At 48.4% G+C, this 19,644-nt stretch carries 20 protein-coding genes and 1 tRNA gene; 8 read left to right on the top strand and 13 right to left on the bottom strand.

Annotation, left to right across the window (positions count from 1 at the left end):
• Positions 1-38 precede the first annotated feature (38 nt).
• The 3 genes from QT397_08800 to QT397_08810 all read right to left on the bottom strand — a co-directional run bounded on the left by QT397_08800 (position 39) and on the right by QT397_08810 (position 2,300).
• The gene (locus QT397_08800; GenBank protein WNZ57419.1) at positions 39-1,415 is read right to left on the bottom strand and encodes an amidohydrolase family protein; all 1,377 of its coding nucleotides are present in this window, start codon (positions 1,413-1,415) and stop codon (positions 39-41) included.
• 174 nt (positions 1,416-1,589) lie between these two features.
• Positions 1,590-1,757 carry a hypothetical protein gene (locus QT397_08805; GenBank protein ID WNZ57420.1) on the bottom strand — a complete coding sequence of 56 codons (168 nt, stop codon included), beginning with the start codon at positions 1,755-1,757 and terminating at the stop codon, positions 1,590-1,592.
• 276 nt (positions 1,758-2,033) lie between these two features.
• Complete coding sequence (locus QT397_08810; protein WNZ57421.1) at positions 2,034-2,300, bottom strand: hypothetical protein; 267 nt, start codon at positions 2,298-2,300, stop codon at positions 2,034-2,036.
• 711 nt (positions 2,301-3,011) lie between these two features.
• On the opposite strand from QT397_08810, the gene QT397_08815 reads away from it, so the two are divergent.
• A complete protein-coding gene (locus QT397_08815) occupies positions 3,012-3,911 on the top strand; it encodes a hypothetical protein (GenBank protein WNZ57422.1) in 900 nt (299 codons plus the stop codon).
• A gap of 516 nt (positions 3,912-4,427) precedes the next feature.
• On the opposite strand, the gene QT397_08820 is transcribed toward QT397_08815, so the two are convergent.
• From QT397_08820 to QT397_08830, 3 genes are all read right to left on the bottom strand, one after another.
• Positions 4,428-5,084: a hypothetical protein gene (locus tag QT397_08820; protein ID WNZ57423.1), complete on the bottom strand. Its 657-nt coding sequence runs from the start codon at positions 5,082-5,084 to the stop codon at positions 4,428-4,430.
• A gap of 2 nt (positions 5,085-5,086) precedes the next feature.
• Positions 5,087-5,506, bottom strand: coding sequence for a hypothetical protein (locus QT397_08825; GenBank protein WNZ57424.1), 420 nt, complete (start codon positions 5,504-5,506; stop codon positions 5,087-5,089).
• Positions 5,507-6,225: 719 nt separating this feature from the next.
• Positions 6,226-6,657: a GFA family protein gene (locus tag QT397_08830; protein WNZ57425.1), complete on the bottom strand. Its 432-nt coding sequence runs from the start codon at positions 6,655-6,657 to the stop codon at positions 6,226-6,228.
• A gap of 495 nt (positions 6,658-7,152) precedes the next feature.
• Between QT397_08830 and QT397_08835 the strand changes: the two genes are divergently transcribed.
• Both QT397_08835 and QT397_08840 read left to right on the top strand, forming a co-directional pair.
• On the top strand, positions 7,153-7,560 hold the full coding sequence (locus QT397_08835) for a hypothetical protein (protein WNZ57426.1): 408 nt from the start codon (positions 7,153-7,155) through the stop codon (positions 7,558-7,560).
• 30 nt (positions 7,561-7,590) lie between these two features.
• Positions 7,591-7,839, top strand: coding sequence for a hypothetical protein (locus QT397_08840; protein WNZ57427.1), 249 nt, complete (start codon positions 7,591-7,593; stop codon positions 7,837-7,839).
• Positions 7,840-7,890: 51 nt separating this feature from the next.
• Here QT397_08840 and QT397_08845 read toward each other — a convergent pair whose 3' ends face one another.
• The 4 genes from QT397_08845 to QT397_08860 all read right to left on the bottom strand — a co-directional run bounded on the left by QT397_08845 (position 7,891) and on the right by QT397_08860 (position 10,245).
• On the bottom strand, positions 7,891-8,079 hold the full coding sequence (locus tag QT397_08845) for a hypothetical protein (protein ID WNZ57428.1): 189 nt from the start codon (positions 8,077-8,079) through the stop codon (positions 7,891-7,893).
• A gap of 100 nt (positions 8,080-8,179) precedes the next feature.
• Entirely contained in the window at positions 8,180-9,253 is a 1,074-nt protein-coding gene (locus tag QT397_08850) for a hypothetical protein (GenBank protein ID WNZ57429.1), read from the bottom strand.
• 89 nt (positions 9,254-9,342) lie between these two features.
• Positions 9,343-9,783, bottom strand: a complete 441-nt coding sequence (locus QT397_08855) for a hypothetical protein (GenBank protein WNZ57430.1) — start codon at positions 9,781-9,783, stop codon at positions 9,343-9,345.
• A 375-nt stretch (positions 9,784-10,158) separates the two neighbouring features.
• Positions 10,159-10,245 (bottom strand) — tRNA-Leu (locus QT397_08860).
• Between the two features lie 178 nt (positions 10,246-10,423).
• On the opposite strand from QT397_08860, the gene queA reads away from it, so the two are divergent.
• The 4 genes from queA to secF all read left to right on the top strand — a co-directional run bounded on the left by queA (position 10,424) and on the right by secF (position 15,731).
• The gene (gene queA / locus QT397_08865; GenBank protein WNZ57431.1) at positions 10,424-11,497 is read left to right on the top strand and encodes a tRNA preQ1(34) S-adenosylmethionine ribosyltransferase-isomerase QueA; all 1,074 of its coding nucleotides are present in this window, start codon (positions 10,424-10,426) and stop codon (positions 11,495-11,497) included.
• Complete coding sequence (tgt, locus tag QT397_08870) at positions 11,494-12,630, top strand: tRNA guanosine(34) transglycosylase Tgt (GenBank protein ID WNZ57432.1); 1,137 nt, start codon at positions 11,494-11,496, stop codon at positions 12,628-12,630. The genes queA and tgt overlap by 4 nt, the downstream gene beginning before the upstream one ends.
• A 219-nt stretch (positions 12,631-12,849) precedes the next feature.
• Entirely contained in the window at positions 12,850-14,718 is a 1,869-nt protein-coding gene (gene secD / locus QT397_08875) for a protein translocase subunit SecD (protein ID WNZ57433.1), read from the top strand.
• A gap of 11 nt (positions 14,719-14,729) precedes the next feature.
• Positions 14,730-15,731: a protein translocase subunit SecF gene (secF, locus tag QT397_08880; GenBank protein WNZ57434.1), complete on the top strand. Its 1,002-nt coding sequence runs from the start codon at positions 14,730-14,732 to the stop codon at positions 15,729-15,731.
• Between the two features lie 105 nt (positions 15,732-15,836).
• Here secF and QT397_08885 read toward each other — a convergent pair whose 3' ends face one another.
• The 3 genes from QT397_08885 to pyrC form a co-directional block, all read right to left on the bottom strand.
• Positions 15,837-16,031 (bottom strand): hypothetical protein, encoded by a 195-nt coding sequence (locus tag QT397_08885; protein ID WNZ57435.1) that lies wholly within the window; start codon positions 16,029-16,031, stop codon positions 15,837-15,839.
• Between the two features lie 170 nt (positions 16,032-16,201).
• Positions 16,202-16,873, bottom strand: a complete 672-nt coding sequence (rnt, locus tag QT397_08890) for a ribonuclease T (protein ID WNZ57436.1) — start codon at positions 16,871-16,873, stop codon at positions 16,202-16,204.
• A 130-nt stretch (positions 16,874-17,003) separates the two neighbouring features.
• Positions 17,004-18,035, bottom strand: a complete 1,032-nt coding sequence (pyrC, locus tag QT397_08895) for a dihydroorotase (GenBank protein ID WNZ57437.1) — start codon at positions 18,033-18,035, stop codon at positions 17,004-17,006.
• A gap of 319 nt (positions 18,036-18,354) precedes the next feature.
• Here pyrC and QT397_08900 point away from each other — a divergent pair, with 319 nt between their 5' ends.
• Entirely contained in the window at positions 18,355-19,575 is a 1,221-nt protein-coding gene (locus QT397_08900; GenBank protein ID WNZ57438.1) for an argininosuccinate synthase, read from the top strand.
• The last annotated feature ends 69 nt before the right edge of the window (positions 19,576-19,644 follow it).

Consider the following 19,644-nt stretch of genomic DNA (forward strand, 5'->3'; position numbering starts at 1 on the left):
ATTACAATTTAAATGGGTGCTGACATTATGAGGTTCTTTTATGTTCTGTGGCCTTTCTTCTCCGATGAAGATTCACAACTAGAACCAATGGGGGGAGTGGCGTAACTCTTCTCGATAAGCTGTTTTCTCTCTACTGCCACACCTCCAAGATAGATTTTTTCTGGGTTTGTAATTGCTTGTATGTTCTCAATAGGATTTTTGTTTAGAAGAATAAAGTCAGCACGTTTTCCCTGGGATATTGACCCTATATTCTCACTCGCATTCAAAGTTTTTGCTGCAACCTGTGTCGTGGCGAGTAAAATTTGCTGGTTGGATAGACCCGCCTTGTGCAAGGCTAATATCTCGCTTATTAAGCCCAGTCCGTGTGGCGAGTAGGGGTTGCCGGAGTCAGAGCCAGCGCCAATTTTTATTCCGGCTTTAGCTAGCTTGATCACGTTATTATATGCGATAGATTTTTTCTGCCAGGCTAGTTTTCTACTGGCCGTTGGTGCCTGGACTTCATTAAACAGGCAGTCCTTCATTTTTGGGTGTATAGGTGCCAAGTCTAATTGAGTGATAGATTGATTTTCATGTTCATCAGCCTGATTATGAAGGACTGATAGAGTGGGTATATAGGTAACCTCGTTTTGTAGCATGAGCTTTACAAATTCATTGTCTACTGGTTCAAAGTTAATACCGTGGGCTAAAGCAGTAGCCCCGGCCTTGATTGCTCGTTTCCCATCTTCCAGGGTGGAGACATGAACAAAAAACGGTAAGTCGGCGCTTTGGGAGCGTTTTCCAATCTCTTTGAGTACATCATCTGAGAGCGGGACGACAGTACCATCAAAAGTTTCTATGATGGCTTTGGTCAACTTTGGCTGGTAACTTAAATGTGCATCCCAGCTCGCACTGATTTGCTCGATACTGTCAATCTCATGAACTTTCACTCCGAATTGGGTACCGTGACCTCTAGGGTTGGTGAAGGCGGGTCCGGAGGCAAATACTAGTGGAGCCAAATCGTTCAACTGGGATATGGATTGCATCATCTCGCTTGACATCAGAAGGTCAGTGACAGCGGTAACGCCATAATAGAGTTGATTGTTTAAGTTGGTTTCTAACGGCAGATGCTGATAATTCTTATACGTTGACCCAGATGCACTTAAGTGCACATGTAAATCGATTAAGCCCGGTATCGCATATTTACCCTGTGCGTCGTGGGTATTCTCGGCAGGTAGAGCTGTCCTGGTCATTGGAGTGATTCTGGCTATGCGGTCATCTTGAATGTAAATACGGCTTTTCTCGCTAAAGCCTTCTGCATTGCTGGTTAATATTTGTACATTGTCGATTCTCAAATCGTAGTCATTCTTTTTGGTTTCGAGGGCGAAGCTATTACTTGAGGCTAATAGTAAACAGGAGGCAATGGCTGTAACTTTCATAAGAGTTTCTTTTCCTATTGAGTTTTGACCTAGCTTATAGCGACAGTAATCTCGGTGTTTAAAAAAGTGACGAATCGACATATTCGTAGACGAACGAACAGTTTAAGTCTGTGAGTGGTATGGCATTGAAGTGAGTTGCGGTGTCTGCTCCTGGCTTCTCAAGGCTAGCCTTGGCTATGGAGGACAGTTCAAAGCGGTCTTTTTATTGATATAAAGGACGGCAGGCTTGTAATTGCTTGTTGTGGTATAAGTTGCCGCATCTTGGGAAATCTGCCAGCTGGCTTTTGCCGCCCCAATTGAGACGATGTCCATATCTTTTACCCGGCCCCATATTTTTGCCATCTTTATGTACTCAAGTAAGTGCAGTGGCCACTCATGAGATTTGCGCGCTGCGTGGAATAGGCATTGGTTACCCCCTATTTGGCTGGCCATTTATGCAGAGTTTGATTCAGCGTTTTATGCGGTATCAATATGGATTGTCTTTGAAGCTACTACTTTTGTGGGTGCCCAGAATTGTTGGGATAAAGGCTTGAGATGGTAGTTGTACTAGTCAGCTCAACACTAAGCTGGTTTGTAGAGCTTCTATTTTCAATTCTTGAATAATGAGTATTGGTACTATTAAGCCTGTTTACTCACTCTACACCATACATCGTAGAAGCCTACTGATTGCATATAATCTGATATTTCATATTCGAGATCAGGTAACATTTCAAGATTGCCTGCGCTGCTCATTATCTGTATTTCGTTTTCCTGGTCACCATGAATAGAATCAACAACCCGCCAAATAAAGAGAGAAAACTCTTCTGCTTCACTAGTGCTATTTACCCCTTCCTTTAGTATTTTAAGTATTGAGTCATCTTTGTATGATTTTGCATAGCAAAGCATTAAGGAGCCTCTGAATAACTCCGTGATACCTCTGGCTTTCAGAGCGGTTCACAATCAAGACGCGGCTTCGCAGGAATGTCTAGACCTTTCAAGAAGTCGCAACGCGGAGTGTGAATCGCTCTGCAAGCCCCGAAGGGCGGGCCTTGAAGGCCGCACCTGCTGCGTTGCAGCTCTTGCAAAGGGCTACGGCCATTCGCGGCGAGCTGTGCCTAACATCTGCAGCCTTCAAGACTCGCAGAGGCATTACGGAGTTATTCAGAGGCTCCTTAAGTCTTCAATGTGAGTATATCTTTTAAATTCAATCATAAATAACCGGCACTTTTGGGTTCTAGTAAAACTATTAATAAAAGATAGACTTATGTGGTTGCTCACCCATTTGTCTGACGGATAATATGCTCATTCTAGACGCGCGCAAGATAGCTAAGATCTATTGGTGCTCATTACCAATGAGCAATGATTCCACATTTTGTGAACTTGCTTCAAGAATTTTTTTGGTTGACAAAGAATCCCCTCAGAATGCTATTTTTTTCACATTTGTTAAGTACCTAGCAACGTGAACGCTACCTTATTTACTCTAAATACGTGAACTATATATGATCAGGTGCAAGATCTGCCTGCATAGGTTTTTGTAGGCTAAAAGCAGTATTCATTGAGGTAATAATTATGTTTAAACGGAGGAAGTCTTACAGCTTTCTACTGGTTATAGCTTTTATGAGCTACTTTGTTTCTCCTCCTGCGTGGTCTCATGTACGCTGGTTTGTACAAAACGATGGTAATGCAGTTGAGTTCGAGTGGAATTGGATATATGCGTTAGTTCTTTTGGGGGGCTTTCTATACTGTATGGTGAACAGATCCTTACAGTCGCTTGAAACAGTAGCTGTTCACAGAGCATCTAATAAATTTCCCTACCTCTGGTCCGACATTGGTCGTCACAAAATTTGGCATATCACGTCTGCATTGATTGGGTTAACCTTTGTTTTTAATTATTTTTCGGGTGTATTACTGGCCCCTAACCTGGAATTCTCTGTCACACAAAGTCTTGTTAATGAGTTTCAGCTGGTAATTGGTATTGTGTTAATTTTAGATGTCAGCCTAAGAAGCTCCGGGTATCTAATCTTCGCGCTTTTGCTCTCAATAATGGCTACTTATCCATTCTCAATCTGGATTGATTACGGCTTCGAATTTTTAGGGCTTTCACTAGCATTTATTTTGTACCAAAAGCCAGATCTTGGACTGCTTGCCTTACGCTGCGGGCTAGGCCTTCAGCTTATGACTCTGGCAGTTCACAATAAGTGGCTCAATCCTCACTTGGGTCTTGAATTTCTGCAGCACTATCATTGGAACTTCATGTCTAATCTGGGGTGGCATTCTTTCTCCGATTTGACCTTCGTTTTTTCTGCGGGAATGGCTGAGTTCTGCTTTGGTTTGGTTATCTTGTTGGGGTGGTCAACACGGTTGGCAACCATTACGGTATTAAGCTTCTTCATTTTGACCGCATCCATTCTCGGTGTTCATGAATTGATAGGGCATTTGCCAATACTTGGAGCTGGAATTTTACTGATTATATTTGGTGGGGGAGATTTTGAGTTCAAATATACTAGAGTAGCGTAAAACTGGGTGCATTTAACACTAAGAAATATTCAGTGCTTGTTATTTACAAGGAGGTTTTATCCCGTTATGTGGGCGTAATTAATCTGCTAATAGAGATCTAAAGTCTCCATAGAATTGCTGGGCATCTCATCTATGAACTGGATGTTTTTCAACTGAAATTTTAAAGGTTTCTTTTTGTAGCTTAGTGGGATAAGTGGAGGCTGCAGAGCAGAGCTAATTCTCCGCTCAATAAATACTGGGTAGATGGTGTTCGACATTTCCTATAATCCGCGCCCGGCTGATCTACTCCTTTCGGTAGTTTGAATCCCGCTCTTTTATTCAGGATATGAATATAAATTCAGAGCATTTACTTGTAAATCAAATAGAATGAGTTACCAGATGGGGAGCTAGTTCCCTAAGTTGGATCATACTCCAAATTATGGGGTCATAAATTGTTCCTGGTAACCCAATTTATATACTAGCTGTAAATAATTTACTAACTAGATCGATCAGGCTTTATATTTCATGTCGATACAGTTAAAACTCTAATTTTGCCACATGCATATTGGTTCTAATATTGGCGCCCTTACTACCAAGGTTGTTTCCTGACTTATACTTCATATTTCTAGGGTCTGTAACAACTGAAGAGGCTCCTCCATCTTTCATTGCTTGATGTAAATCTTTCTGAGGAATTTTTGGGTTTATATTGGAGCTATATACATGGAGATTTACTTCACTATTTATACCAAAGTGCCTGCAGGCCTCCATGATAGCCTCAGTTGTTGCTCTATATAAATCTTTATTCAGCTGGACCAAGAAGTTGAGTTCAAGACCGGCTTCTCCTTCGGCATTCAGATTTTTCACATATATATTACTAAGAATATCCCTAGGCTCAATCATATAGAATTGGGAGGCTACTGTTACTGCGTCAATTATATGGTTTGAATTAGTGCCATCTATACCAAAAACCCAGATTTCATTGTCAATTAAAGCTGCCTCTTTAATGCTGGTCTTTAGGCGGGGATAGAATGGCGATACACTGACTGCATATTTGGTTTTCCAAACTGACAGTGAATCAAAAGCAGTACGAAGAACATATTGATGTTCTTGTACTCCGTTTAAAATAAGTGTTGCATCGGTTTTAAATTTTTTGTCCTGACTTCCTTCGGCTATTGTCATGGCTCCCTTTGTCACAATTAATCCTCCATTGATAGCTCTGACGAAAAACAGCCGAATGCGATCTCTCCCGTTTGGAGGGCTTCCTTATAAGATTCCTTGGTCTCAAAGTCTTCATCGGCTTCGGTTTCCCACTGCTGACTATCATATGTAGTCACGTTGGAAACCTCCTCAACTAGCATGAAGTCCTCTTCAAGTGCGGCGGTTAATCTAGCTACAGCACTTTCTTTAGATTCGTCTGGAACTATAGATCTTCCAAAGTAGAAGGTACTACCATCTTGAGGTAGCGAGCTTTGTGGTAAAACTCTTACTTTAGTATCAACCACCCAGAAAATAGACATATACATCCCTCTTGATGTTACTGGTTTGGAATTAAAAAACCAAATGGTGCTGGAATTATCTAGTGATGTTATAAATAATTCAATAACATTCACTTTCATATGAATTTCTGGAAATCAATATTTTTCTAATATGATAATGTTTCAACTATCCGGGTAGAATCTTAGAGGTTCATTAGGTAAACCAGTCCGATAACAAATGGACTTAGGTGTCTGCAGTTTAATGAGTAGTCACTACCATATAGCGCTTTATGTGAACACCAAATCTGCAAATAGGCAATCTCCTTCAGGGGTAATTACTCCTGGTAAAATCTATTTAAAGCTTCCAGTTTTTCCCAGTGTTAGCCTCGAGGCAATACCCTTGATCACTGTGAAGTAAAAGTGCTACAAGAAGTCATCTCCCTATGGCGGGAGCGTCTAATGGATATCAGCTGGTTTATGAGCTGTTCAAACGAATCTATCACTCGCCAAGCTAATGCTTAAGACTACTGTGCTGGCGTTTTGGAGGGGGGCGTTTTAAGCCCTAAGCTTTACTTGATGTGCCTGTATGGCTTATGCAGATCTCAGCTCAATCTGTGGCAGTATCGTCAAGACGCATGAGGAGCCTGTCCACACTTCGATTCAGTCCGGTAGTCTTAGGTAATAATCCCAAAATCTGTTCCATTTGACGGTGGTGAGTATTTGAACATACCGAAAGGGGTGCTTTTCCAGCTGAATCACTATTTGGAACTGGTGGGCTGGAGCAGGCGGTATTTAAGCTCTTGAAAACGAGGCCGCATTACCGAAAACATGCCCCTATCACTCTGGCTCAAAAAAATAACCTATTTGTAGTCATTGACTAGTTGCCCATCAGATGACTCCTTGAATTGAGGATGTTCGTCATCGATTTCGTAAAAATCACACTTTTCGCCGGTGAAAATATGCCCCATAGTTTTCAACCCGGTTGGGCCATCCAGTGATCCTGCAATAATTCCAGTTGCATCGAGATTAAATGGTTCCCAGAATAGGCTTGAACCACATTGCTGGCAGAAGCCTCTGCGGGCTACTTCTGATGTTTTATACCACGCCAGCCCGTCATCTTTTGTTATTTTAATGTTGACCTTGCGAGCCTTTGTATGTGGGCCGAAACTTCCATGTAGTTTTTGACACATACTACAATGACAGTTAACTACGTTGCGTAGTGGCCCTTTAACCTCGTACCGCACAGCTCCACACAAGCAACCACCAGAAGTAATTGAATTCTCATTATTCATATATTGAGCCTGTAGATGTAAAAATTTATTTAAAATAAGAATCTAAATTAAGTATGCCTTTTTATCATCTATAAGATTATTTGTTTAAATTATAAACGCCAGTCTAATTAAGTGATGTAAACATAAATATTTATGGCTTGGCTAGTTATTTATCCGTTCTTTGTCGATATAAGCTACGAGACGGTAGTGGTTTGTTAGTTGATCGCTTGCCATTTTTTATACTGTTACCGTTGCACGATGCAGGCAATGGCGGATAAGCCATTTATTTGCACGGTGTTATCGCACAGGGTAGGACTCCCAGCGCTCGACAGTGAAGGTTTAATTTGGGAGCAATGCGACTCTTTGCGGCAAGAGGTGGACGCCAGTGCAGAATGGAGCCGGGAAACGCACGGTGACATACGGGAGAACTAATTACGCAGAATTACAAAGGCTACTGAAGTCAAAGCGAGCTGCGATAGCGAACACCGACAAGTGCGGGAACATTCTGTAGAAGAGGTGGCCGGCGTAAAAATAATTGAAGTTCTTGGAGCTTTACGTTTCTTATCTGCCGGCGGCCTGAACTTATCCGCGCTTGACAATCTAAATATTACAACAGCCAGTGATATTAATATTTCAGCGGGCCGCGACATAAAGGAGCAAATCGGAAATATTTGCGAATCAGTGGCCAAGGTCCGCCAAACTATCAAAGTAAAAGATCGTGGCAAGGTTTGGTTAGGCAGCGAATCTTTAAATGTACTGAAAGTGCTAGAGGATTTAATAGGCGTAGTGTCTGCCCTGGCCGCCACCCTTGCGACTTACTCGCACCCTGGGAATGGGCAGAAGCCAACCCAAGAGGCGGCAATTTATGGGCACAAGAGCAGCGCGGACAGTTTGAAATCTCAGCTTGGCGCGGTTCGGGCTTAAGCTGGTTATACACTTAAAAGGAGAGAAGTTATGAATAATAGAGTAAACAGGTATGCCATTTTCGCAGAGCGGGTTCACTTGATGAATGGCGGAGCAAATAGCTTTAGAGACTCTGCGCCAACTCAAGAGGCGGCAAAAGAGCTGGCACAAAAAATTGCTAAATCTAAGGAAGCGCTGTTTTATTCCTGGCTGCAAATTCTGGACATTGTGACAGGCAAGTTTACTGAGTACTCGATTGAGTGGGGCGGGGTACTGGTTGAGAAGCGTTGCCCTAGTTAAAGGCAGAGATTTTTAAAATTCAGCTTAAACTTACATTGGTTTAAGCTGAATTTAAATTGTCAGTGTATCATTTTCTAAATCGTCTTTTTTATCCGTTACAAGTTTAAAAATCACCACGCCTTTAACCGGATCTATAAACCACTCTTTAGTTATTATTTCTGTCCCTGGTTTCGTTTTAAAGTCGTCTGCAAAATATTTCACAATAGTGTTGAGTGATACTTCCTGATAATTTGTTTCCACTTGTCTTTCCCCTTATGTTTAATATTGAGGTTTAATTGTGGGGAAACTGGTTTGTCTATAATTTTATATTGAAGTTGTAAAAGCGGTCAAAATTTTAGAGTTAGGCTGGCTCAGGATTTGCCTGTGGATTGGCTATATCATCAGATGTGTTGGGGTTGCTTCCAAACTCAAATTTTTCCCTAAGCTCTATGCTTGGTTCAATGTTTTTACTAAGTACAGTGTATGTTTTTATATTTGGTATAGCTATGTTCAAATTGTAGTTTCCTTCTCCTACTCTATGACCAAATGTAAACACATACATATACCTTCCATTTGATGACAGTTTGCTGTTTCGAAATTCAGCTTTTTTCCTTGCTGCCTCGATGAATAATTGATAAATATCATATGTCAGCCAAGGGATGTGTGGTGCTCTCTCTTTATTGCTTGACAGAGCCGCAATCGCATTAACTATTTCGCTGATTATTTTAATTGTTTCAGCGATATCATTTTCAAAGGGGAGTGGTTCAGGCTCTCCATATTTCCTTTCAATTCTTAGCTCGTACGCTGTGTGTTTTAAGTCTTGAATCATGCTATTAACGATTCGACTTGTTGACATTCGTGCCGCATGATCTTTTTCTGCCGTTTCAAGTAATCTCTTTAATATTTGAATTGCAAATTTCGGCCCTGAGCCCCAGCGGTCTAAAGTTATATCAAAATTATCTATAGTGTTATATGGGAACCATTCACTATAAGTCTTTTCCTTCTGTACAAACTTTAAATTGTATGAGTCTTCCATTTTTTCTATTAGTTTAATAAATGCTTCTTTATGCTCTAGAAAGTTACTGAAATTAGTTTTCCTGTTTTCATGTTCAATTTGTCGTGCTGTTTGATCGCTTCTAAATTTTAAAGCAATTATTGTTGCCAGGGTGATTGCTCCCGTAGCTATTTTAATTACTGGCTCAATGTGTGAAAGGAAGTTACTTATGCATCCACTATTAAAACAAAGCTGGTAATCTTTAAGGGGTATGCATACGGCTATTAGACAGGCTGTAACTAATATCAAACCCAGTATTGAGGTAATTAGAAAAGGCTTATACCTAGTTAACGTGATTTCCTTTTCATTTCTTGGCGGTGGCGCCTGGCGTAGTTCAAAGTTCCTCTTTCTCTGCTTCTTTTCCCTTCTTTTTTTGACCACTCGTAAAATTTTTTTCTAATTCCTAGTTTGTTACTAGATTTTTCTTTTGTTGTACACATTGTATTACTTATTAAGTATAACCAGTCGGCTTAAATTTTTTTTACAACAGTAAAGGCTAAATGGTAGCTTTTATTGGTGCCAATTAATTTTAGATCTATAGTGGCGGTGCTGTTTGTATTTAATGCTACGGCAGTATGGTGATCCTTAGCTTGAATATATTTTATACCAATCCAATCACACTCAGTTATGACTCTATCTTTAGTGTTTATCGAACTGAGCGCAATTGTACTTTCTAAATTGGTATTGGAAACAGAGATATTGCAGAGGCGGTTAGGGGATTCACCGGTGATGATTTGGAGATCGTTATCGATGTTTCGACGCTCCATATTTTTTAGCCGATTGGCTCCAACTTCGATTAGGTTGCCTGCCGTTGGGTAGATTTCATTTCTCTTCAGTGCGTCCTGGCAGCCTGATAGAGCGACCAAACACCCCTCAGCCTTTGAAAACCCCTTAAAAATTCGTATTTCCAACTCCCACTGATTCTACGTGATCAATAATTGTGCAGTAAAAACGGGTACCGGTCACTCCTCCCCACGCCTGCCGATTTTGGGCACTCTTTTAGTTGATGAAATGAGACTAGTGACCCTAGCCTGAGCTGGTGCGGGATTTGGGAATGCTTTGGATTTCACACTTTGAAGAGTTGTGAAGAGAAATGAAGAGGAGTTTCACAAGGGGAAAGCAATAGATTGATGGTGTCCACATGTGGGCAGGGGAGAGTCAAAAAAATCCTGTGTGGACACAATGTGGACACTCTGGAGCTTTTAAGCGCCATTCTTCAAAATTGAGGGAAGGTAATTCAGAATTAAAAAACCCGCGAAAGCTAACGCTATCGCGGGTTTGATATATGGTACCAGAGGCCGGACTCGAACCGGCACGCTTTTAAGGGCGGGGGATTTTGAATCCCCTGTGTCTACCAATTTCACCACTCTGGCACTTTCGCTGCTCGACCTTGGGGTCGGTGCGAAGAGGGCGTGATTATAGCAATGCTTTCGCTTGGGTCAACCAGTGATTTCAATAACTTAGCGCATTTTCTGTCGTCCCAGTTAACAGCTCCTAAAATTTCCTATAACCTTCGCGACCTCTCCATAGTTTCTAGATTTCCAGGATTCCATGCAGCGTCAGGACTTTGACTTTCATCTGCCCGATGAGCTGATCGCCCGCGCGCCCACTGAGGAGCGCCGTGGCAGCCGTCTTTTGTGTCTGGATGGGCCCAGCGGGGCCATTGCACATCGGCAGTTCCCAGATATTCTCGATCAGGTCCAAGCTGGTGACCTGATAGTCTTTAACGATACCCGGGTGATCCCGGCGCGTTTGTTCGCGCAGAAGGAGACCGGCGGTAAGTTGGAAATCCTGGTGGAGCGGGTGCTCAACGAGACGGATATCTGGGCCCATGTGCGCTCCAGTAAGTCGCCAAAGCCCGGTTCCACCATCGTCCTTGAAGACGGTACCCGTATAGAAGTGACCGGCCGCAAGGATGCATTGTTTGAATTGTCCTTCCCTAAAGAAGAGGGTGTGCTGGCGATTCTGGATCGCCTGGGCCATATGCCGCTGCCTCCTTATATTGATCGTGAAGACGATGCCAGCGATCGCGAGCGCTACCAAACCGTATACGGCCGCAATGCCGGTGCTGTGGCGGCGCCGACGGCGGGGCTGCACTTTGATGATGAGATGATCGGTGCGTTGCGGGATAAAGGTGTCGAGGTTGTCTTCGTTACCCTGCATGTGGGTGCCGGTACTTTCCAGCCGGTGCGCGTGGACAATATTTATGAGCACCAGATGCATAGCGAAGTGCTGGATGTCTCCCAGGATGTGGTGGATGCGGTAACTGCTTGCCGCGCTCGCAATGGCAGCGTGATTGCGGTGGGTACCACCAGTGTGCGCGCGCTGGAAAGTGCGGCGCGCAGTGGCCAGTTACAGGCCACGGTGGGGGAGACAGATATCTTTATTTATCCCGGTTATGAATTCCAGGTTGTGGATAAGTTGATCACCAACTTCCATCTACCGGAATCCACCTTATTGATGCTGGTGAGTGCCTTCGCGGGGTACCAGCACACGATGGCCGCTTATAAGGCCGCTGTTGAGGAGCGCTATCGCTTTTTTAGTTACGGCGATGCCATGTTTATTACCCGCGATCCCAATGCCAAAAAAGAAGAAGTCGCACCAGCGAAAGGAGATACCCAGTGAGCCGCGAATGTTTTATGCAGTTTGAAGTGGATACCACTGATGGCAAGGCCCGTCGCGGCCGCTTGCGTTTCCCTCGCGGTGTAGTGGAAACCCCGGCGTTTATGCCGGTGGGCACTTACGGCACCGTGAAAGGTATGTTGCCGAGGGATATCGAAGGGATCGGTGCACAGATTATTCTGGGCAACACCTTCCACCTGATGCTGCGCCCGGGTACCGAAGTGGTTAAAGCCCACGGCGATCTGCACGATTTTACCCAGTGGTCCGGCCCGATCCTCACCGACTCCGGCGGTTTCCAGGTGTTTAGCCTGGGTGAACTGCGCAAGATTACGGAAGAGGGGGTTTCTTTCCGCTCGCCTATCGATGGCAGTCCGGTATTCCTGGACCCGGAAGAGTCCATGCGCGTTCAGCGGGACCTGGGTTCCGATATCGTCATGATCTTCGATGAGTGCACCCCTTATCCGGCCACCACTGACGAAGCGCGCAAATCTATGGAGTTGTCCCTGCGTTGGGCGGAGCGCTCCAAGAAAGCTCATGGCGATAGCCCGTCGGCGCTGTTCGGAATTGTGCAGGGCGGTATGTTCCCGGAGTTGCGCGATGTGTCACTGCGCGGCCTGACTGAGATTGGTTTCGATGGCTATGCCATTGGTGGCCTGTCTGTGGGTGAGCCTAAAGATGAGATGATCAAGGTCTTGGATCACCTGGCTCACAAGATGCCGGAAGATAAGCCGCGCTACCTGATGGGCGTGGGCAAGCCGGAGGATATTGTCGAGGCGGTGCGTCGCGGTGTGGATATGTTCGACTGCGTTATGCCTACTCGCAATGCGCGCAACGGCCACCTGTTTACCTTCGAAGGCGTGGTGAAAATCCGCAACGCCAGGCACCGTCACGATACGGGTCCCTTGGAGGAAGAGTGCGATTGTTACACCTGTGAGAATTTCTCCCGCGCTTACCTGCACCACCTGGATCGCTGCGGTGAAATTCTCGGTGCGCAGCTGAATACGATTCACAATTTGCGCCACTACCAGCGCCTGATGCAAAAGCTACGCGATGCCATTGCCGCCAATGAGTTGGAGGCTTATGTCGCCGAGTTCTACCGTGGTCTGGGCCGCGAGGTTCCGGCGCTGGAGGCCTGATCAGGCGTCGCTTTTACCCTGCCTGGGGTGCTGCCCGTCTCATTGCGGCACCCCTGTAATTTGTCCGTTCCCACGATCCCCGTATAATCAGCCCCCACTTTTATTGGGGGCGGTGTACCTTGCATTCTGCGTATACTGCCCGCATATCCAGGCAAATTGCTTAGGCAGATTGCCAAGATTTACCGGCCCTCGGGGTCACACTAGAACAATGAGAACAGCATGAATCGCTACCCGATCTGGAAGTACTTTCTGATTCTCGCGGTTGTGGCCTTTGGCCTGATGTACGCCGCGCCCAATCTCTATAAGCCGGACCCTGCCGTGCAGATTTCCGGGCAATCCAGTGCACTCACCATCGGCCCCGATGTCCTTGCGAATGCACAAAAAGCCCTGGATGAAGCGGGTATTGCTCACTTCGGCGGCGAAGTTGGGGACAAGTCAGTACTGATTCGCTTGAACTCCATGGAGGAGCAGTTGCCGGCTAAAGAGGCGATTCAAAAAGCGCTTGGAACCACCAACTATGTTGTCGCCCTGAACCTGGCTTCCACCACACCCCAGTGGATGAAAGATATCGGCGCTAGCCCGATGAAGCTCGGTTTGGACCTGGCGGGTGGTGTGCACTTCCTGATGGAAGTCGACACCAACACCATCGTCAAGAACAACATGGAAAGCTACGAGCAGGAAGTAAAGAGCAAACTGCGCGAAGCCAAGGCCCGTTACCGCAATGTGGAACTGGTAGATGATCGCGAGATTATTGCCCGTTTCCGCAACGATGAGCTGCGCAGCCGGGCGATGTCCACCCTGCGCAAGGAATTCCCGCAGCTTCAGTTGCGGGAGTCCGGCAGCGGCGAAAACCTGGAGATCCGCGCAACCCTGACCGATCAGGAAATCAAGCAGCTGGAAGATTACGCAGTAACCCAGAACCTCACTACCCTGCGCAACCGGGTGAACGAGCTGGGTGTTGCTGAGCCGATCGTACAGCGCCAGGGCCGTAACCGTATCGTTGTGGAGCTGCCCGGTGTACAGGACACCGCAGAGGCCAAGCGTATTATCGGTAAAACTGCCAACCTCGAATACCGTATGGAAGCTCGCCCGGATGAGCTGGTTTCCAACAAGGAATACTTCGATTACCGCGATGATCGTCAGGCGCAGATGTATGGTGGTGCCTGGTTGGAGCGCCAGATCATTATCAAGGGTGACAGCGTTACCAATGCCCGCGTCGGTTACGACGAGAGCGGCTTCCCGCAGGTAAATATCACCCTCGACGCCCGTGGCGGCGAGATGATGCACCGCGCTACCTGGAAGAATGTCGGTCGCCGTATGGGCACCCTGTTTATCGAGACTCGCTTTGAGCCGGTAACTGAGATCGACGAAAACGGTAACGAAGTTACCGTGCAGAAGCGCACTGAAGAGCGAAAAATTATCAGCTTGGCTACGGTACAGAGTGCCTTGGGCAAGCAGTTCCGCACCACCGGTCTGGACAGCCCGGCCGAAGCCCAGGAATTAGCCCTGCTGCTGCGTGCTGGTGCCCTGGCTGCGCCCATGTACTTTGTGGAAGAGCGTGTGATCGGCCCATCCCTGGGTGCCGATAACATCAAGGTGGGTGTGCAATCCGTACAGATCGGTCTGCTGGCCGTGATTATCTGTATGCTGATTTCCTACCGCGTATTTGGCTTGGCCGCGAACCTGGCCTTGGCGGTGAATATGATCCTGTTGGTGGCGGTGATGTCGCTGCTGGGTGCAACCCTCACACTGCCTGGTATCGCCGGTATCGTATTGACCGTGGGTATGGCGGTGGATGCCAACGTGCTTATATTCTCGCGAATACGGGAGGAGCTCAGGAATGGGATGCCTCCCCAGACAGCGATCAGTGCCGGTTTTGACAATGCTTACAGCACCATTGTGGATGCGAACATCACCACCCTGATTGTGGCGGTGATCCTGTATGCCATTGGTTCCGGTCCGGTACAGGGCTTCGCGGTAACCCTGTCTATCGGTATTCTCACCTCCATGTTCAGTGCCATCATGGGTACGCGAGCAATTGTTAACTTGTTCTACGGCGGTCGCCGTGTGCAGAAGCTCTGGATTTAAGGGAGTCAGTCATGAGTGAGACCAAAGTGGATAACGGCAAAATTACCGAGTACATGGGCAAGCGCGTCTACGACTTTATGCGCTGGCGCAAGATCGCCGGGATTGTCTCGGTGGTGCTGGTACTTTCCTCCATCGCCGCACTGGCAATGAACGGCCTGAAGTTTGGCCTGGACTTTACCGGTGGTACCCAGGTTGAGGTGGGCTACGAGGTAACGCCTTTTATTAGCGACGTGCGCGATCAGTTGGATGCTGCAGGCTACGATGGCGCTACAGTAGTGAATTTTGGTTCTGAAAAGGATCTGCTGATCAAGTTGCCCCCTGAGGTGACCGAGGAGGAAACCCAGATCAGCGCTACCGACCAGGAAACAACGACACCGATCGGTGACAAGGTTGTCGCTCTCCTGAGAGAGGGCAGTGAGGGCGATGTTGAACTGCGCCGTGTTGAGATGGTGGGACCACAGGTAGGTGCTGAGCTGCGCGACGACGGCGGCCTGGGCATGATGCTGGCCCTGTTTATGGTGATGATCTACGTTGCCCTGCGCTTCCAGTACAAGTTCTCTTTCGGCGCGGTAGCGGCTCTGGGCCACGATGTGATTATCGTGCTGGGCTTCTTTGCGGTGATGGGATTGGACTTCGATTTAACCGTGCTGGCGGCGGTGCTGGCGGTGATCGGTTACTCCCTGAACGATACCATCGTGGTATCGGACCGTATCCGCGAGAACTTCCGCAAGGTGCGCAAGGCTGAGTCTGAGGAGATTATCAATATCTCTATCAGCCAGACCCTGGGCCGTACCTTTATGACGTCCTTCACCACCTTGCTGGTGCTGTGGGCGCTGCAGTTCTTCGGTGGCGAATTGATCCACAACTTCTCCCTGGCCTTGATCGTGGGTGTGGTTGTGGGTACTTACTCCTCTGTTTACGTTGCTGCCAACGTGCTGATGGCTTTGAATATCAACAAAGAAGATCTGATGCCGCCGGTGAAAGAGGGTGCGGAACTGGAAGAAATGCCCTGATGTGAATGAGAAGTGGCTGCGTTGACGCAGCCATATTCGAGCGGCCCCGGCCGCGCTTTGCTGCTGGTCAGCGGAGCGCCGTCGGGGTTTTTTATTGTGCGGAGTTTAGGCTCTGGGCTTTTTGCCGAGGGTGATGTGCTTGGGGCCGGAAGTGTTGGTCTGGCCGCTTACCCCTTTGGGCACCTGCTCGATCTCACCGCCACCGGCGAGGAACGCCTTTACCTGCTCCTCGATACTTTCGCTGGTCTCGAGGGGAGCGGCTTGTTTGCGATTGGAGGAAGAGGAAGGTTTCTTGGCCACGGCGCTATCCGGTTTTTATGTGTAAGCGGGCCATATTAGCACGGCTTGCACAAAAAATCACCCAAGTGGCCAGAGTCTGCACATAGCGGGTGTTTTGTCGACAGCTTTCGAATAATTCTGTCGTTTTTGGATAAATCGGGCTGCTGCGAGGCAGCCCGGAAGATAGTGCGTTATTCAGCTTCTTCTGTGGTCTCTTCGGTTTCCAGCGGCCAACCGCCCATCTCTTTCCACTTGTTCACGATGCCGCAAAACAGGGTTGCGGTTTTTTCTGCGTCGTACTCGGCGGAGTGGGCGCAGTTGTTATCAAATTCGATTCCAGCAACCTGGCAAGCTTTGGCCAGTACGGTCTGGCCGTAGGCGAGGCCAGCGAGACTGGCGGTATCGAAGCAGGAGAACGGGTGGAATGGGTTGCGCTTGATGCCGGTCCGCTCGACGGCTGCATTGACGAAGCCCAGGTCGAAGTGGGCATTGTGGGCAACCACGATGGCGCGGGTGCAGCTGTGCTTTTTCACGGCGCTGCGAATCTTGCGGAACAGCTCGGGGATGGCGATTTCTTCCGGCCAGGCGTCGCGGTCCGGGGATTCCAGGTCGATGCCAATAAAGTCGAGAGCGGATTGCTCAACATTGGCGCCCTCAAAAGGCTCCAGGTGGAAACTGTGGGTCTCCAGCGGGAAGAGGTTGCCGGAGTCATCCATGTCGAGGATAACCGCAGAAATTTCCAGCAGTGCATCGGTGCGGGCGTTAAAGCCGCCGGTTTCAAGGTCGATGACCACGGGCAGAAAGCCTCGGAATCGCTGGGCGAGAGAGCTTTTTGGTCCTGTGGGTTCTTCGGCGGGTGTCACGGTGGTTCCTTGTAAATCTTGTCTTCAGGCCAGCAGCATTTGGCGCTGGTGGGGCAGGGTATTGTATTCGAATTGCGGCGCCTGCCGGGAGTGTTCTCCCCGCAGGCGCTGTAATCAGGCCATTCGCCGATTACGCAAGTTGCCAGTTTAAGGTTTCACCGGCTGCGAGGGGAATCAGATTTTCACCACCCATATCCAGTTTTTCCGGCAGGGTCCAGGGGCTCTTGACCAGGGTGATGGTGCCCTCGTTGCGCGGCAACTCGTAGAAGTCTGGGCCGAACTCACTGGCAAAGCCTTCCAGCTTGTCCAGTTTGCCCGCGCGCTCAAATACTTCTGCGTAGAGCTCAATAGCGGAGTAGGCGGTATAGCAGCCGGCGCAACCACAGGAGTGTTCCTTCTTGTGGTGGGCGTGGGGGGCTGAATCGGTACCGAGGAAGAACTTCGGGTTACCGCTGGTGGCCGCTTCGATCAGTGCATTTTGATGGTAGCCGCGCTTGAGAATCGGCAAGCAGTAAAAATGCGGCTGGATACCACCAACCAGCATATGGTTGCGGTTGTACAGCAGGTGGTGCGCGGTAATGGTTGCAGCAACGCCTTCGCGGGCGCCTTGTACAAACTCTACTGCTTGGGCGGTGGTGATATGTTCAAACACCACTTTCAGCGTGGGGAAATCATCTACCAGGCGGGACAGGGTTTTCTCGATGAAAGCCTGCTCGCGGTCGAAGATATCGATATCGCTGGTGGTCACTTCACCGTGTACCAACAGCTTCATACCGCAGGCCTGCATCTCTTCCAGGGCTGGGTAGATGTTGGCGATATCGGTAACGCCGGAATCGGAGTTGGTGGTTGCGCCCGCTGGGTACAGTTTGGCGGCGATAACACCCGCTTCATGAGCCTTGCGAATAACGGCAGCATCGGTCTTGTCGGTGAGGTAGATCACCATCAAGGGTTCGAAGTTGGTGTCGGCGGGAACATTGGCGTTGATACGTTCCTTATAAGCCACTGCACTTTCGGCATCGGTCACAGGGGGTACCAGGTTGGGCATTACAATCACGCGGCGGAATTGTTTTGCGGCATCGGGCACGGTGCGCCCGAGAGCGGCGCCGTCGCGCAGGTGAATGTGCCAGTCGTCGGGGGCGCGAAGGGTAATTTGCTCCGTCATGGTACTCCGTAAAGCTTCTTAGCGTAGTGAGTCGTTGTGCGGCGCGAATGCTACCCGAAGCTGTACAAAATTGCGATGCACGAAAAGGTTAAAAATCAATCAATTGTGCTTACTCGCGCCTTGGCGCTAGTCGATCGCGAGCTTAGGCGCTACAATCGCGCCCCGACAAAGAGTGTGGGTATTGTTGTGCCCGCAATTTACCGATCCTGGGCATATCTCCAAGAATAACTCCCCCAGACCGACACTAGTTTCGCGTAGTGGCATTCCCCGTCTCCGCGGTTTAGTCGTGGCGGCGTATTTCCGGCAGCAGAGGACAGCAATGAGCAAAATCGAAAAGGTGGTACTGGCATACTCCGGTGGATTGGATACGTCAGTAATCGTGCGATGGTTGCAGGAGACTTACGGTTGTGAAGTGGTGACTTTCACCGCTGATATCGGCCAGGGTGAAGAGGTGGAACCGGCCCGTGCCAAGGCCGAGGCCCTCGGGGTTAAAGAGATTTATATCGACGACCTGCGCGAAGAGTATGTGCGCGATTTCGTTTTCCCGATGTTCCGCGCCAATGCGATTTATGAAGGGGAGTACCTGCTGGGTACCTCTATTGCGCGCCCGCTGATTGCCAAGCGCCTGATTGAGATTGCCAACGAGACTGGCGCCGATGCCATTTCCCACGGTGCTACCGGTAAAGGTAATGACCAGGTGCGCTTCGAGCTGGGCGCCTACGCGCTGAAGCCGGGCATCCAGGTAATCGCTCCCTGGCGCGAGTGGGACCTGAACTCCCGCGAAAAGCTGATGCAGTACTGCGAGCAGCACAATATTCCGGTGGACTTCTCTTCCAGCAAGAAGAAATCCCCTTACTCGATGGATGCCAACCTGCTGCACATCTCTTACGAGGGCGGCAACCTCGAAGATCCCTGGGCGGAAGCCGAAGAGGATATGTGGCGCTGGAGTGTGAGCCCCGAGGCGGCTCCGGAAGAACCCACCTACATTACTTTGGGTTTTGAGAAGGGCGATCCCGTTTCTATCGACGGTGAGCGCTTAAGCCCTGCTACTTTGCTTGAGAAGCTGAACAAGTTGGGCGGAGCCAACGGTATCGGTCGTCTGGATATCGTGGAAAACCGCTACGTGGGAATGAAGTCCCGCGGCTGCTACGAAACACCGGGCGGCACCATTTTGATGAAGGCGCACCGCGCCATTGAGTCCATTACCCTGGATCGCGAAGTTGCGCACATGAAGGATTCCCTGATGCCGCGCTACGCCGAGCTGGTTTACAACGGTTACTGGTGGTCCCCGGAGCGCAGCATGCTGCAGGCTGCGATCGATGAGTCCCAGGATGTGGTTAACGGCGAAGTTCGCCTGAAACTGTACAAAGGCAGCGTGAGTGCTGTGGGCCGTCGCTCTGCGGACAGTCTCTTCGATGAGCGTATCGCTACCTTCGAAGACGATGCTGGCGCTTACGACCAGAAGGATGCGGAGGGCTTTATCAAGCTCAACGCCCTGCGTCTGCGCATTGCCGCAGGTAAAGGAAGAAAATTGATTTAGTTGATTTAGATCAGCAATCACCGGGCAAGGATGCGCTTAAATCCTTATCCGGCCAATAGTAACCACAGT

The sequence above is a fragment of the Microbulbifer sp. MKSA007 genome, from assembly GCA_032615215.1.
Taxonomy (GTDB): domain Bacteria; phylum Pseudomonadota; class Gammaproteobacteria; order Pseudomonadales; family Cellvibrionaceae; genus Microbulbifer.

Bases quoted from the DNA above. Each gene is read 5' to 3' on its own strand.
- QT397_08800 (WNZ57419.1), bottom strand. From the start codon at position 1,415: ATGAAAGTTACAGCCATTGCCTCCTGTTTACTATTAGCCTCAAGTAAT.
- QT397_08805 (WNZ57420.1), bottom strand. From the start codon at position 1,757: ATGGCAAAAATATGGGGCCGGGTAAAAGATATGGACATCGTCTCAATT.
- QT397_08810 (WNZ57421.1), bottom strand. From the start codon at position 2,300: ATGCTTTGCTATGCAAAATCATACAAAGATGACTCAATACTTAAAATA.
- QT397_08815 (WNZ57422.1), top strand. From the start codon at position 3,012: ATGAGCTACTTTGTTTCTCCTCCTGCGTGGTCTCATGTACGCTGGTTT.
- QT397_08825 (WNZ57424.1), bottom strand. From the start codon at position 5,506: ATGAAAGTGAATGTTATTGAATTATTTATAACATCACTAGATAATTCC.
- QT397_08830 (WNZ57425.1), bottom strand. From the start codon at position 6,657: ATGAATAATGAGAATTCAATTACTTCTGGTGGTTGCTTGTGTGGAGCT.
- QT397_08840 (WNZ57427.1), top strand. From the start codon at position 7,591: ATGAATAATAGAGTAAACAGGTATGCCATTTTCGCAGAGCGGGTTCAC.
- queA (WNZ57431.1), top strand. From the start codon at position 10,424: ATGCAGCGTCAGGACTTTGACTTTCATCTGCCCGATGAGCTGATCGCC.
- secD (WNZ57433.1), top strand. From the start codon at position 12,850: ATGAATCGCTACCCGATCTGGAAGTACTTTCTGATTCTCGCGGTTGTG.
- secF (WNZ57434.1), top strand. From the start codon at position 14,730: ATGAGTGAGACCAAAGTGGATAACGGCAAAATTACCGAGTACATGGGC.
- pyrC (WNZ57437.1), bottom strand. From the start codon at position 18,035: ATGACGGAGCAAATTACCCTTCGCGCCCCCGACGACTGGCACATTCAC.
- QT397_08900 (WNZ57438.1), top strand. From the start codon at position 18,355: ATGAGCAAAATCGAAAAGGTGGTACTGGCATACTCCGGTGGATTGGAT.